Annotated in this window: 13 protein-coding genes; 12 read left to right on the top strand and 1 reads right to left on the bottom strand. The window is 47.5% G+C overall.

Features of this window, described 5'->3' with window-relative positions; genetic code table 11:
* The 11 genes from amrA to FYJ64_RS01390 all read left to right on the top strand — a co-directional run bounded on the left by amrA (window position 1) and on the right by FYJ64_RS01390 (window position 11,242).
* Window positions 1-1,404: an AmmeMemoRadiSam system protein A gene (gene amrA, locus FYJ64_RS01440; RefSeq protein WP_154573462.1), complete on the top strand. Its 1,404-nt coding sequence runs from the start codon at window positions 1-3 to the stop codon at window positions 1,402-1,404.
* Complete coding sequence (amrS, locus tag FYJ64_RS01435; protein ID WP_235897071.1) at window positions 1,373-2,221, top strand: AmmeMemoRadiSam system radical SAM enzyme; 849 nt, start codon at window positions 1,373-1,375, stop codon at window positions 2,219-2,221. Before amrA ends, amrS begins: the two co-directional genes overlap by 32 nt.
* 112 nt (window positions 2,222-2,333) lie before the next feature.
* Window positions 2,334-2,771 carry an RrF2 family transcriptional regulator gene (locus tag FYJ64_RS01430; protein ID WP_427811017.1) on the top strand — a complete coding sequence of 146 codons (438 nt, stop codon included), beginning with the start codon at window positions 2,334-2,336 and terminating at the stop codon, window positions 2,769-2,771.
* A gap of 45 nt (window positions 2,772-2,816) precedes the next feature.
* Window positions 2,817-3,758, top strand: coding sequence for a LysR family transcriptional regulator (locus FYJ64_RS01425; protein WP_154573460.1), 942 nt, complete (start codon window positions 2,817-2,819; stop codon window positions 3,756-3,758).
* A 215-nt stretch (window positions 3,759-3,973) separates the two neighbouring features.
* Window positions 3,974-5,263, top strand: a complete 1,290-nt coding sequence (locus FYJ64_RS01420) for an O-acetylhomoserine aminocarboxypropyltransferase/cysteine synthase family protein (RefSeq protein WP_154573459.1) — start codon at window positions 3,974-3,976, stop codon at window positions 5,261-5,263.
* Between the two features lie 410 nt (window positions 5,264-5,673).
* Window positions 5,674-5,910 (top strand): helix-turn-helix domain-containing protein, encoded by a 237-nt coding sequence (locus tag FYJ64_RS01415; protein WP_328596973.1) that lies wholly within the window; start codon window positions 5,674-5,676, stop codon window positions 5,908-5,910.
* Complete coding sequence (locus FYJ64_RS01410) at window positions 5,903-7,408, top strand: type I restriction-modification system subunit M (RefSeq protein WP_154573458.1); 1,506 nt, start codon at window positions 5,903-5,905, stop codon at window positions 7,406-7,408. The genes FYJ64_RS01415 and FYJ64_RS01410 overlap by 8 nt, the downstream gene beginning before the upstream one ends.
* Complete coding sequence (locus tag FYJ64_RS01405; RefSeq protein ID WP_154573457.1) at window positions 7,398-8,546, top strand: restriction endonuclease subunit S; 1,149 nt, start codon at window positions 7,398-7,400, stop codon at window positions 8,544-8,546. Before FYJ64_RS01410 ends, FYJ64_RS01405 begins: the two co-directional genes overlap by 11 nt.
* A gap of 48 nt (window positions 8,547-8,594) precedes the next feature.
* Window positions 8,595-9,602 (top strand): virulence RhuM family protein, encoded by a 1,008-nt coding sequence (locus FYJ64_RS01400; RefSeq protein WP_206045493.1) that lies wholly within the window; start codon window positions 8,595-8,597, stop codon window positions 9,600-9,602.
* A 96-nt stretch (window positions 9,603-9,698) separates the two neighbouring features.
* Window positions 9,699-10,679 carry a site-specific tyrosine recombinase/integron integrase gene (gene xerA, locus FYJ64_RS01395; protein ID WP_154573455.1) on the top strand — a complete coding sequence of 327 codons (981 nt, stop codon included), beginning with the start codon at window positions 9,699-9,701 and terminating at the stop codon, window positions 10,677-10,679.
* 8 nt (window positions 10,680-10,687) lie between these two features.
* Window positions 10,688-11,242, top strand: a complete 555-nt coding sequence (locus FYJ64_RS01390; RefSeq protein ID WP_154573454.1) for a restriction endonuclease subunit S — start codon at window positions 10,688-10,690, stop codon at window positions 11,240-11,242.
* Here FYJ64_RS01390 and FYJ64_RS01385 read toward each other — a convergent pair.
* Entirely contained in the window at window positions 11,239-11,937 is a 699-nt protein-coding gene (locus FYJ64_RS01385) for a restriction endonuclease subunit S (protein WP_235897070.1), read from the bottom strand. The two genes, FYJ64_RS01390 and FYJ64_RS01385, sit on opposite strands and share 4 nt — an antisense overlap.
* Between FYJ64_RS01385 and FYJ64_RS01380 the strand changes: the two genes are divergently transcribed.
* A complete protein-coding gene (locus tag FYJ64_RS01380) occupies window positions 11,936-15,106 on the top strand; it encodes a type I restriction endonuclease subunit R (RefSeq protein ID WP_154573453.1) in 3,171 nt (1,056 codons plus the stop codon). The two genes, FYJ64_RS01385 and FYJ64_RS01380, sit on opposite strands and share 2 nt — an antisense overlap.
* Window positions 15,107-15,127 lie beyond the last annotated feature (21 nt).

Below are 15,127 nucleotides of genomic sequence, written 5' to 3'. Positions count from 1 at the left end.
ATGAGCATACTGGCAGGATATATGGTACCGCATCCGCCGATGATTCTCCCGGAAATCGGGCGGGGCGAGGAGAAAACAATACAGAAAACCATCGATTCCTATCGGGCGGTGGCGGCTGAAATTGCGGAGCTGGAGCCGGAAACCATTATCGTGACGACGCCTCACTCTGTGATGTACAGCGATTACTTCCACATTTCGCCGGGAAAGGGAGCCTATGGAGATATGAGCCGTTTCGGAGCCCGCGGGGTCAGCGTGAATGTCGCCTACGACCGTGATCTGATCCGTGAGATTTGTGATCTGGCGGAGAAGTCCGGGCTTCGCGCGGGCACCCTGGGGGAGAGGAACAAAGAACTGGACCACGCGGTTCTGATTCCGCTTTGTTTTGTGGAAAAGGCGTACCGCGACCGCGGGAAACGCCCTGACTTCAAAGTCATCCGCATCGGTCTCTCCGGACAGTCTCTGCTGGACCATTATGCGCTGGGAATTCTGATTCAGCAGGCGGTTTCCGCGCTGGCACGCAAAACGGTGTTCATCGCCAGCGGAGATCTGTCCCATTATCTGAAGGAGGACGGCCCCTACGGATTTCACCGGGAGGGACCGGTTTATGACGCCCGGATCATGAAAACCATGGAAACAGGAAACTTCGGCGAACTTCTGGAATATGAGCCGGCTCTCCTGTCAGGAGCCGGAGAGTGCGGGCACCGTTCCTTCACCATTATGGCCGGGGCTTTTGACATGACGGGAGTGGAGACCCGCGTTTATTCTTATGAGAGCGTGACCGGCGTCGGATACGGCGTGTGCTCTGTGCATCCGACAGGATACGACGCCGGACGCGGCTTCGGCGAACGCTATGTGGAGAAGTACGACCGTCGGCTGGCGGAAAGAAAGGACCAGGAGGATGAATATGTCCGCCTCGCGCGTCTTTCTCTGGAGACCTTTGTGCGGGAACAAAGGATCACCGGCCTGCCTGACGGCCTTCCGGAGGAGATGACGCAGCGCAGAGCCGGGGCGTTCGTATCGCTGCATATCGATGGAAATCTCAGGGGCTGTATCGGAACCGTCGGACCGACGCGGGAAAACGTGGCAGAAGAAATCATTCATAATGCGGTCAGCGCCGCATCCAGAGATCCCCGGTTCAGTCCGGTAACCGAAGCGGAACTTCCGTTTCTGGAGTACAGCGTGGATGTGCTGGGAGAGACGGAAAAGATCCGGTCTCCGGAGGAACTGGATGTGAAACGCTACGGTGTGATCGTGACCTGCGGCGGGCGGCAGGGACTCCTTCTGCCGAATCTGGACGGCGTGCGGGATGTGGAGCAGCAGATCAGTATCGCCAGGCAGAAGGCCGGAATACGCCCGGACGAGGAGATCGAGCTTGAACGGTTTGAAGTCGTCAGACATTATTAAGTGCACAGTCTGCGCCAGAGAATGCAGACTGCAGGAGGGGCAGACCGGTGCCTGCGGGGCGCGGAAGGCTGAACAGGGCAGCGTGATCTGCGCAAACTACGGGAGGATTACGTCGTTGGCGCTGGATCCGATTGAAAAGAAACCTCTGGCCCGTTTTCTGCCGGGAAGCAGAATTCTCTCCTGCGGATCCTATGGCTGTAATCTCCGGTGTCCGTTCTGCCAGAATTACGAAATCTCCATGGCAGGAGAGACCGGCGTGCCCTGGCGGGAAATCTCGCCGGAAGAACTTTGTAAGATGGCCATGTCCCTTCGGCCGGAGAGAAACACAGGCGTCGCTTTCACCTATAACGAGCCGCTTATCAGCTTTGAATTCCTGCTGGACACGGCGAAGCTTCTGCACCGGGACGGCATGAAGGCGGTTCTTGTGAGCAACGGAAGCGTGAGCCGGGAAATCGCGGAGCGAGTGATCCCGGAAATCGATGCGATGAATATCGATCTGAAATGCTTTTCGGAGGAGGGATACCGGATGCTGGGCGGTGACTTTCAGCAGACGCTGGACTTTATCGAGATTGCGGCGGACTCGCGGACACATCTGGAACTGACGACGCTGATTGTACCCGGGCTGAACGACACAGAGGAAATGATGGAAGCGGAGGCGCGATGGATCGCTGCGATGGATCCGGAGATTCCGCTGCATGTAACCCGATGTTTCCCACGGTACAAAGTTTCGGGCCGACCGCTGGAGACAGGGCGGATACGCCGGCTTGCAGAGGTTGCGTCCGGATTTCTCAGCACAGTGCTGATCGGGAACTGCTGACAGCGAAGCCGCGCATACAGAGGCATAGGACTATCCTAATTACCTACCAAAATAGTTGATTATTGAAGACTGCGGTGGTATAATGATACAAACAAGAGGAGGAGGTGATTCAATGGCACTGAAAATTTCAACCAGAGGCCGTTATGCACTGCGGGTGCTGATCGATCTCGCCGAACATAATACGGGCGAGTTCATTCCGCTGAAGGAGATCGCTGAACGGCAGGGGATTTCGGAGAAGTATCTGGAGAGCATCATCGTCGTGTTTTCCAGAGCCGGATATGTTCAGGGGCAGCGCGGCAAGGGCGGCGGATACAGGCTGGTTCGGGATGCGGACAGCTATACCATCGGCGATGTGCTTCGGAAAATTGAAGGAAGCCTCGCGCCTGTCGCATGTCTGGACTCGGAGGTGAATACATGTCCCAGGGCCGCCGGCTGCAAGACGTTGGAGATGTGGCAGAAATATTATGAGATGACAAATGAATTCTTTGACGGCATTACAGTTGCGGATCTCGTCCGCCGCGGTGACGCCGGCGACGACTATATGATATGACGGCTCGGAGAATACGGATTTGAAGAGGGGAGATGGAGAGAACTGATGACATTGCAACAAATTCACTATGTTCTGACGATCGCCCGCGCCGGCTCCATGAACAAGGCCGCCGAACAGCTCTTTGTCTCCCAGCCGTCCCTGACCAGTGCGGTGAAGGAGCTGGAGAAAGAGATCGGGCTGTCGATTTTCACGAGGACCAGCCGCGGCATGATCGTGACCAACGAGGGCGCGGATTTCCTGATGTATGCGAGGCAGCTGTACCAGCAGTATGAACTGATTCAGGAGAAGTATTCCAGCGACCGCAATTACAAAAGAAAATTCAGCGTTTCCACGCAACACTATTCCTTTGCGGTGAAGGCTTTTGTGGAAACCGTCAGAAAGCTGGGGACCAGCGATTTCGAGTTCGGAATCTTTGAGACCAGGACCTGGGCGGTCATTGCGGATGTGGGAAATCTGCGGAGTGAGATCGGAGTTTTGTACCTCAGTGACTTCAACCGAAAGGCTATCGGAAAGCTTTTGCGGGACCACGATCTGGAATTCCATGAGCTGATTCGCTGCAGCGCCTACATCTATATGTGGCGGGGACATCCGCTGGCGAAGAAGGAGTCGCTGACGCTGAAGCAGCTGGAGGATTATCCGTGTCTGGCGTTCGATCAGGGAGAGGAAGGCTCCTATTATCTCACGGAAGAGATCATGACGGAGAAGGAGTATCCCCGGACTATCAAGGCCAGTGACCGGGCGACCATGCTGAATCTGATGGTGGGGCTGAACGGATATATTCTCTGCTCGGGGATCATCAATGAGGAACTGAACGGTGACGCTTATGTGGCTGTGCCCTTCCGGGGCGACCGGGAAAACCGGAACGCGGTCATGACGATAGGCTATATTACGAGGAAGCGCAGTCCGCTCAGCGACATCGGCCGGATGTATGTGGATGAGATGAAGCGCTATTTGGACGGAGTTAACAATGCGGAACGAGGAGGCTGACGAACGCCGCGAGAGGGTATCAGAGGCCTCCTCTCAAATAAACTTTGTTATAGACAAAAGCTATTACGCACGATAAAAATTATAGATTTTACACGGACAAGGAATCGTGCTATATTATAAACACACCAAAGATATAGGTTAAAAAAGTCAGCACACAAGGACATTAAAATGTGACGGACGCGAGGCGTTCGGGAAGAATATGGAGGTACTTGACAATGGCAGAGAAGAATTACAGATTTGAGACGTTACAGCTTCATGTAGGACAGGAGGAGGCGGATCCGGCGTCGGACGCCAGAGCGGTTCCGATTTATCTGACCTCTTCCTATGTGTTCAGAAATTCGCAGCATGCAGCCGACCGGTTCGGCCTGAAGGATGCGGGAAATATTTACGGACGCCTGACCAATTCCACGGAGGATGTGTTTGAAAAGAGAATTGCCGCGCTGGAAGGGGGCGTCGCCGCACTTGCGACAGCCTCGGGAGCCGCTGCGGTAACCTACGCGATTGAGGCGCTTGCGAAGCAGGGTGAGAATATCGTCGCCTCGAAATACATTTACGGCGGAACCTACAATCTGCTGGAGCATACTCTTTCCAATTTCGGAATCACCGCGAAGTGGGTGGATATCTATAACGAAGAAGAGGTTGAAGCCGCTATTGATGAGAATACCAAGGCGATTCTCGCGGAGACGCTGGGAAATCCTCTCGGCAATATCGCCGATATTGAAGGCCTGGCGAAAATCGCTCATAAGCACGATCTGCCTCTGGCGATTGACAACACATTTGCGACGCCTTATCTGGTCAGACCGATCGAGTACGGTGCGGACATCGTGATCCACAGCGCGACCAAATTCATCGGAGGACACGGAACCGCTATCGGCGGAGTTGTGGTAGATGCAGGCACTTATGACTGGGCGAAGACCGGAAAATATCCGTGGATCGCAGAGGCGAACCCGTCCTATCACGGCGTCAGCTTTGTTGACGCGGCGGGCCCGGCGGCGTTTGCGACATATATCCGCGCGATTCTGCTGAGAGATACCGGAGCGACGATTTCACCGGTACACGCGTTTGTGTTCCTGCAGGGATTGGAGACTCTGTCACTGAGAGTGGAACGCCATGTGCAGAACGCGCTGAAGGTCGTCGATTATCTGAAGAATCATCCGCAGGTGGAGGAGGTTCATCATCCGTCTCTGGAGGGAGAACTGGGCCACGAGTATTACGACAAATATTTCCCCAACGGCGGAGGCTCCATCTTCACGTTCGAGATTAAAGGCGATGAGGAGACCGCAAAAAAATGGATTGACAACCTGGGAATCTTCTCGCTGCTGGCGAATGTCGCAGACGTGAAATCTCTGGTGATTCACCCTGCTTCCACGACGCACTCCCAGCTGTCTGAAGAGGAACTGCAGGAGCAGGGCATAAAGCCGAACACCATCCGTCTGTCCATCGGAACAGAAAACATCCTGGACATCATCGACGCGCTGGACGACGCGTTTGCTGCTGTCAAGTAACCTTAAACGAAATTAGAACAGGCCGTGCGCCGTGCGGATTTTACCGCCGGTGCGCGGTCTGTTCGCCGTTTTTGCCAAGTGGGGATGCTCAAATGCCTTTTTTGTGTAAGTTTTTTTACACCATTTGTACCAACCTCGGTGGAATTTTTTTACAGCTGACATGCAAACCTGAAATCCATATCTCAAATAAAATATTTGACCTATGATTCGCATCGTGCTATGCTTTATTCGGTATTCAGTCGTTTTTCATGTCTGAAGATATGTCAGAGTACGATTGACTACAGATTTTTATTGCATTCGACATGCAAGATGCATATGCGGTAGAAACGAGAAAGATAATAGGGTGTATAGGTCTTCGTATAACCATTGTGAGCTTTATGGTGAGCCGTGGAATGTAGAGGAGGCTCAAGGTGAAAACCAGTTATAAGAAATTATGGAAACTGCTAATTGATCGAGACATGACGAAAACACAGCTGCGAAAAGCTGCGAAGATTAGCTCTTCTTCTCTTGCAAAGCTTGGAAAGGATGAGAATGTTACCACAAGTGTACTTGCTAAAATTTGTGGCGTCTTGAACTGTGATGTCTCCGATATTATGGAGATGATACCTGATGAAGCTACTGAAAGTGAGGACAAAGTAAATGGCTGAAAAGAACACTGCCAATATTGGTTTTGAGAAACAAATCTGGGATGCGGCCTGCGTGCTGTGGGGACATATCCCGGCATCTGAATATAGAAATGTAATCATTGGGCTTATCTTCCTGAAGTATATCTCTACGGCTTTTGATAAGAAGTATCAGCAGCTTGTTGCCGAGGGAGATGGGTTCGAGGATGATCCAGATGCATATCTGGAGGACAACGTATTCTTCGTGCCGGAGGATGCACGTTGGGATAAGATCGCGGCAGCAGCGCATAAACCGGAAATCGGAACAGTTATTGATGATGCTATGCGTGCAATCGAAGCCGATAACAAGAAACTCAAGAATGTGCTTCCAAAGAATTATGCCAGCCCAGATCTGGACAAGAGAGTCCTCGGAGATGTCGTTGACCTCTTTACCAACATGGATATGGGAGAGACTGAAGGTAACCGAGACGTCCTCGGCAGAACTTACGAATACTGTATCGCTCAGTTTGCCGAAAAGGAAGGCAAAGGCGGTGGTGAATTCTATACGCCGTCAAGCATCGTAAACACACTGGTTTCAATCCTGAAGCCATATTCAAACTGCCGTGTATATGATTGCTGCTGTGGTAGTGGCGGTATGTTTGTACAGAGTGCGAAGTTTATTCAAGCACATTCCGGCAATCGCGGCTCGATTTCAATTTATGGTCAAGAGGCCAATCCGGACACTTGGAAGATGGCCATCATGAATCTTACGATTCGTGGCCTTGATGCAGACCTTGGTGCTTATCATGCCGATACATTTACGAATGACCTTCATCCGACATTGAAGGCAGACTTCATTCTGGCCAATCCTCCCTTCAACTATAATCCGTGGGGACAGGACAAGCTTATGGACGATGTTCGTTGGAAATACGGAATCCCGCCTGCAAGTAATGCCAACTTTGCATGGATTCAGCATATGATTCATCACCTTGCACCGAACGGCAAGATCGGACTTGTTCTTGCAAATGGAGCACTGTCTTCCCAGAGTGGTGGCGAGGGTGAGATCAGAAAGAAGATCATCGAGGATGATCTGATCGAAGGCATCATCGCTATGCCTCCACAGCTCTTCTATAGTGTAACAATCCCTGCGACGCTCTGGTTCATTTCAAAGGGCAAGAAGCAGAAAGGGAAGACGGTCTTTATCGATGCTCGAAAGATGGGGCATATGGTAGATCGTAAGCATCGTGATTTTACAGAGGAAGATATTCAAAAGCTCGCGGATACATTCGAAGCTTTCCAGAATGGCACGCTTGAGGATGAAAAGGGTTTCTGCTCTGTAGCGACAATACAGGATATCGCAAAGCAGGACTATGTTTTGACTCCGGGACGCTATGTTGGCATCGAGGAGCAGGAAGATGATGGTGAGCCTTTCGAGGAGAAAATGACAAGACTGACATCAGAGCTTTCCGATATGTTTGAACGCTCTCGTGAACTTGAGAACGAGATTCGTAGAAAGTTGGGAGCGATTGGATATGAAATATAAACTTTCAGATATCTGCGAGTACGCAAAAGGAAAAATAAAGGTGTCGGCTCTTGATGAGAATACCTATATTTCAACCGAGAATATGCTACCGAACAAAGGTGGTATAACTAAAGCCGCGTCCTTACCTACCCAAGAACAGACGCAGGCTTTTATGAAGAATGATGTTCTGGTCTCGAATATTAGACCGTATTTTAAGAAGATATGGTATGCAACTTTCGACGGAGGATGTTCTAACGATGTTCTTGTCTTTAGGGCAAAGGACGGAGTAAACAGCAGATTCTTGCATTATGTGCTGGCAGATGACACTTTTTTTGATTATTCAATGGCTACATCAAAGGGAACAAAGATGCCTCGTGGTGATAAAAAAGCCATTATGGAATACGAAGTGCCTGAGCTTTCATATGAAGACCAATGCAAAATTGCTGGTATCTTGGAGGTGATAGACGAAAAAATCGAGTTAAATACGGATATAAACAAGAATTTAGAGCAGCAAGCGCAGGCATATTTTCTCGACTTGTTCGTCACCAATCCTGATCCAAATTGGCAGAGTGGAACACTTTCTGATCTTGGCACCGTAGTCGGTGGCGGAACGCCTTCCAAGAAGCATCCGGAATACTACATTGAAACCGGCATACCGTGGATCACGCCAAAGGATCTATCTATTGATAAGTCCAAGTTCATCTCTCGAGGGGAAAATGATATCTCAGAACTTGGCTTCTCGAATAGCAGCGCGACCAAAATGGCTGCAGGAACTATTTTGTTCAGCTCAAGAGCGCCAATCGGGTATATAGCCATTGCGTTAAATACTGTGACAACCAATCAGGGATTCAAGTCGGTCATTCCGAATACAAATGTCGGTTCAGCCTTTATGTATTTCTTTTTGAAACAGGCATTGCCGACCATCGAGGGTATGGCTTCAGGTTCGACTTTCAAAGAGATTTCTGGCTCTGGTATGAAATCCGTTCCTGCTGTTATCCCCGATGATGAAACGCTACATAAATACAATGAATTCTGTCAGCCACTTTTTGAACAGCAAGCTATTCTCGAAGCAGAAAACAGAAGGCTTTCAGGTATCCGTGATGCCTTGCTTCCGAAACTAATGTCCGGTGAAATCGACGTCTCCAACATCGACCTTTAAGCCACACATAAATTCTTGTTTATACTATGAAATAGTGGAGATATGCGAATGAAAAAAGACGATAAAGGACAGATCATCATCTACCAAACTGATGATGGGAAGACAAATATTGATGTTCTCCTTGAGGATGAGACTGTATGGCTTACGCAAAGACAACTGGTAGAACTTTACCAGTCGAGCAAGGCAAATATAAGCGAGCATATAAGAAATATATATGATGAAGGAGAACTTGATCATGAATCAACTGTTCGGAAATTCCGAACAGTTCAAAACGAAGGCGGTAGGACCGTCTCTCGGGAAATGACTTACTATAACCTGGACATGATCATCTCTCTCGGATACAGAGTTAAATCACGAGTTGCAACACAGTTTAGGCGTTGGGCGACGGCTATTTTGAAAGAATATATGGTAAAAGGGTTTGCCCTGGATGATGAGAGATTAAAAGGCAATGGCGGCGGCGAATATTGGAAAGAACTACTGAATCGGATTCGTGATATCCGATCCAGTGAGAAAGTTCTGTATCGGCAAGTGCTTGATCTCTATGCCACAAGTGTAGATTATGATCCCAAGAGCAGCGAGTCTATTGCATTCTTTAAGATGGTTCAGAATAAACTACATTATGCTGTTCATGGACATACTGCAGCAGAAGTAATCTATGAACGGGCTGACGCTGATAAACCTTTTATGGGATTAAAGTCCTTCAAGGGAGATTTTCCTGTAAAATCTGATATCGGCATTGCGAAGAATTATCTGGATGAGAATGAGCTGAAGATATTAAATAATCTTGTTTCCGGATATTTTGATTTTGCTGAAATTCAGGCAATGCGACATAATCCGATGCATATGAGTGACTATGTACAACAATTAGATAACCTTCTTGGAAGTACAGGTGAACAAATATTGCAAGGAGCAGGCAAGATTAGTCACAAACAAGCGATGGAAAAGGCAGAAGCTGAGTATCGTAAATATCAGGTACAGACACTTTCTCCCGTAGAAGAAGCGTATTTGGATACGATAAAAACACTTGAGAAAGAAACAAAAAATAAAAAGAAGTAATCGAATGCCAACTCCCACCAACGGCGGGAGAAACATACCAACGGAACTGCCGTTGATGTCGTTCTCTGGAAAAGCAAAAGAAGGAGAAACGACAATATGAAAGAATCTATCAAACAGGAAGTGCTGCAGCGGATGTTGCCGCTTCTGGACAACGCGCAGGTGAAAGCACTTGAGAAGGCACTTGAAACCGTGTTATGCAAGTATATAGAGGACAAACCGTATAAAGACGAGATCAGTAGTCAGGAGTTGCTACAGAAGTTCCTTGAAGCAAAGCGTATTGAAGGATGTTCAGAGAAGACACTAACCTATTACCGAAATACGATTAACCGGATGCTTACGGAGACCGACAAAGAGGTGACGCACATTATGACAGAGGATTTACGCTCTTACCTGACGGATTATCAGAAGCAGAATAATCTCAGTCGGGTTACGATCGACAATGTGCGCCGGATTCTTTCGAGTTTCTTCTCCTGGCTAGAGGATGAGGAATACCTCATCAAGAGTCCGATCCGCCGGATTCATAAGGTGAAGACGACAAGCAGCATCAAGGACACCTACTCGGATGAAGACTTGGAGAAGATGCGTGACAGCTGTGAGGAGGAGCGCGATCTCGCGCTGATTGATATGCTGGCTTCAACGGGAATGCGAGTCGGCGAGCTTGTGCTTCTGAATCAGTCGGACATAGACTTCAATGAGCGGGAATGCAAGGTTCTTGGCAAAGGTAACAAGGAACGAATTGTATATTTTGATGCCCGCACGAAGATCCATCTGCAGGAGTATCTCGACGGTCGCGATGATGACTGCGAAGCATTGTTCGTTTCCTTGAAGTCGCCTCACACCCGCCTGACAATCAGCGGTGTGGAGTCACGAGTACGGGAAATTGGGAAGAGGCTTGATATTGAGAAGGTGCATCCGCATAAATTCCGGAGGACGCTTGCCACGAAGGCGATAGACAAAGGAATGCCCATCGAGCAGTTGCAGCAGCTCCTCGGGCATAAAAGGATAGATACGACGCTCCAGTACGCGATGGTCAAGCAGAGCAACGTGAAGCTGGCGCATAAAAAATATATTGGATAGGAAGTGGAATGATGGAACCTTGGAAAATATATACTTTGGAGCAAGTATGTGAAAGAATATATAGTGGTGGGACGCCATCGACAAAACATAGTGAGTATTGGAATGGTGACCTTAAGTGGCTTTCTTCTGGGGAAACTTCACAAAGATTTATTTATAATACTGAACGAAAAATCACTCAAGAAGGAGTTGAAAATTCTTCAACTAAGCTTGCAATTAAAGGTAGTACCGTGATAGCAACTGCAGGTCAAGGGTATACAAGGGGTCAGGCTAGTTTTCTAATGACTGATACATACATGAATCAGTCTGTTATTGCTTGCAGAGCAAACAAACAAGTGGTTCTTCCATTGTATCTCTACTACAATTTAGATAATCGATATGAAGAGTTTCGACTATTGTCAGATGGAACAAGTACAAGAGGGGGGCTTTCTGGTCGGATTATAAAGAAGATGAGAATAAAGTTTCCGCCATTAAAAGTTCAAGCAAAGATAATCGATATTCTTTACTCAATTGATATGAAAATCGAGGAGAATGAACGGATAAACAAGAATTTATGTGTGGCTTAAAGGTCGATATCAGAGACGTCAATCTCGCCGGACATAAACTTTGGCAGTAGCGAATCTCTAATATCAGCAAGTTTGGTGCTCTCGTCTTGATTGGCCCATATTTGTTGATAAAAGGGCGTTACAGTATCTGTAAAACTACGCATTTCCGATTCTGATGGAACTATGATTTCTGTCTTTCGAAAATCAGGAACAGTTAGTTGTTGCTGCGTAGTACCAGTCCCATGAATCGGTATGCTTTTAAGCCACAGATACAGGTACTTTGCAGATGCGAGGTTTGTATGAGGAATCAACGTCACAAGACGTACAATTGGCGTGTATGGAATATGCCGAAGACATACAAAGCCAATAGTTCCTCTTGCGGAAACAGTTACACTTTCAGTATCGATTTTATAGTCTGACGTGTAGCCATAAAGCCCATCATTGCTAATGCCGTTGGAATAGATAGGATATTGACATTCGCTTGTTTTCTGGGAGGAGATTGTGTTTGGTTTATCGCCACCTGCACTCATGTTTGAGACATCGGCAAGAGTCATCGTTTTCCATCCTTCAGGCAGGTTATCGCGATGCTGAAATCTTTCTTGGAAAATAGTCTGCGCTTGCTGCTCTAAATTCTTGTTTGAAACGGAGCGAAGATGAATGAAAACCATCTCTATGAAGAGGACAATGTAAGAAATAAATGAAGGAGTGAGACTCATGTCAGGATTTTATACCGAAGCGGATTATGAGAATTCGATAATCGAATTATTCCGGAATATGGGGTACCGGTATGTATACGCACCGGATTTGGAGCGTGACTTCCATAGCCCTTTATTTGAAGAAGAATTGATATCTGCGCTGCATAGGCTGAATCCGAAAATGCCGGAGGATGCTATTACAGACGCGCTGTTCAAGTTGAAGAATTTTGAAAATGCTGAACTTGTTCAGAAAAATAAACTATTTATGGATTATCTTCAGTATGGGATCGAAGTCCGGTATTTCGTTAAGGGCGAGGAGCGCTCCGGCCTCGTCTATATTGTCGACTATAAAAATCCTGAGAATAACTCCTTTGTCGTAGCAAACCAGTGGACTTTCATTGAAAACAGCAATAAGCGTCCGGATGTGCTTCTGTTCCTGAATGGTCTGCCGGTTGTGCTTATTGAGCTGAAGTCGCCATCCCGTGAGGAAACAGATGCTTCCGAGGGTTATCTGCAGATCAGAAACTACATGCAGGAAATCCCGTCGATGTTTATCTATAATTGCATTTGCGTCATCAGCGACCATCTGACCAGCAAGGCCGGAACCATCACTTCCGGCGAGGATCGCTTCATGGAATGGAAAACAAAAGACGGTAGTTATGAAAATACACAATACGCTCAGTTTGATACATTCTTTGAGGGAATGTTTGAAAAAGAGCGCCTGTTGGATATCATCAAAAACTTCATCTGCTTCTCCAATGAGGGATTGAAGAAGTTTAAGATTCTGGCTGGCTATCATCAGTATTTTGCAGTCAGAAAGGCTATCGAATCTACAAAGAACGCGACAGTAACCGATGGTAAAGGTGGCGTATTCTGGCATACACAGGGCAGTGGGAAATCTCTGTCTATGGTTTTTTATGCGCATCTTCTGCAGGAAGCACTGGATAGCCCAACTATCGTAGTAATTACAGACCGTAATGACCTTGATGATCAGCTCTATGGTCAATTTGCTAAGTGTAAGGATTTTCTACGTCAGGAACCGGTGCATGCTACCTGCAGGAAATTGACAGAGACATCCGGTAAGAATGATATTGGTTTGAAGAACTGGTTGGACGGCAGGCAGGCAAATGGCATCATTTTTACGACGATGCAGAAGTTTGAAGAGTCATCAGAGCCGCTTTCAGAGCGTCGTAATATCATTGTTATGGCTGATGAGGCGCATCGTAGCCAGTATGGATTGAAGGAAAAAGTTGATGCCAAGACCGGCGAGATAAAGGTCGGAACGGCACGTATCATACGTGACAGCCTTCCAAACGCTACATATATTGGATTTACCGGAACACCTATAGCTGCAAAAGATAGAAATACCCGTGAAGTTTTCGGTGACTATATCGATATTTATGACATGACACAGGCCGTAGAGGACGGCGCTACAAGACCGGTCTATTACGAAAGCCGTGTTATTAAGCTGAAATTCGATGAGGCTACGCTTCATCTGATCGATCAGGAATATGACATTATGGCAAATAATGCTGATCCTGAAGTGGTTGAAAAGAGCAAGAAAGAGCTTGGCCAGATGGAGGCTGTTCTCGGAAATGACGCTACCATAGATTCACTGGTTAATGATATTCTTGATCATTATGAAAATTACCGAGCTGATCTCCTGACAGGAAAAGCTATGGTTGTCGCGTATTCCCGTGCAATCGCTATGAAGATTTATAACCGTATTCTTGAACTGCGCCCAAGCTGGAAAGAAAAGGTTAAGGTTGTAATGACCGAGAGCAATAAAGATCCAGAAGAGTGGCGTGCTGTTATTGGAAATAAGCGCCGCAGGGACGAGTTCGCCAAGGAATTCAAAAACAATAATAGCGAAATGAAGATCGCCATAGTTGTTGATATGTGGCTGACCGGATTTGACGTTCCTTCTCTTGCAACGATGTATGTCTATAAGCCGATGCAGGGCTATAACCTGATGCAGGCCATTGCCCGCGTCAATCGTGTCTTTCAGGATAAAGAAGGCGGCTTGATCGTTGACTATGTTGGTATTGCGTCAGCATTGAAGCAGGCCATGAATGACTACACAGCACGCGATAAAAAGAACTATGGTGATACCGATATCGCCAAAGTTGCGTATCCGAAGTTTCTTGAGAAGCTGTCCATTTGCCGCGATCTATTCCACGGTTATGACTATTCCAAGTTTACGAACGGCACCGATCTTGAACGCTCGAAGGCTATCACCGGTGCGGTTAACTTCATTGTAGGCACTGACAAGGAAAGAGAACGCGAGGACTTCATCAAAGAGGCACTGTTGTTGCGTCAGGCTTTGTCTCTATGCTCATCGCTGGTAGAACGCGACCTACGTGTCGAGGCGGCATTCTTTGAATCTGTCCGCGTGCTTGTTATGCGCTTAATGAATCAGGGCGAGGGTAAGAAGATATCTTTGCCGGAAATGAACGCCCGTATCAATGAGCTTCTGAAATCAAGCATCAAGAGCGATGGTGTTATCAATTTGTTTTCTGATGTTAAAGAAGAATTCTCCCTGTTTGATCCTAAATTCCTTGAGGAAATCTCAAAGATGAAGGAGAAGAACCTTGCTGTTGAACTTTTGAAAAAGCTGATCGCTGAGCAGATACAGATCTACAGACGAACAAATGTGGTCAAATCCGAAAAGTTCAGTGAAATAATACAGGGCGTTATGAACCGGTATCTGAACGGAATGCTTACCAATGAGGAAGTCATCGAAGAACTCCTGAAAATGGCACAGCAAATCCGAGAGGCTCACGATGCAGGAGATGAGCTTGGTCTCTCTGAAGATGAGCTGGCGTTCTATGATGCTCTTACCAAGCCGCAGGCGATTAAGGACTTCTATGAAAATGATGAGCTGATTGCTATAACAAAAGAGCTCACAGATGCGCTGCGCAAGAATCGATCTGTCGATTGGCAGAAACGTGATTCTGCACGCGCTAAGATGCGCATGATGATTAAGAGACTATTAAAGAAACATAAATACCCGCCAGAAGGCATGGATGATGCTGTTGCCACAGTAATGCTTCAGTGTGAGTTGTGGACGGACAATAACGATATGGAGCGTCAGGTAGTTAGCTATGCCGAGGATTTCAGCAATAAAGCCCAGGATTTACAGATGGTAGCGGAGGAAACTGCACCATACAGAACAAAGAAGGAGGTCTAACCTAATGGATGCGACAAAAGG

This window comes from Hornefia butyriciproducens (assembly GCF_009695915.1).
Classification (GTDB): Bacteria; Bacillota; Clostridia; order Peptostreptococcales; family Anaerovoracaceae; genus Aminicella; species Aminicella butyriciproducens.
This window is presented reverse-complemented; position numbering and strand designations above follow the sequence as displayed.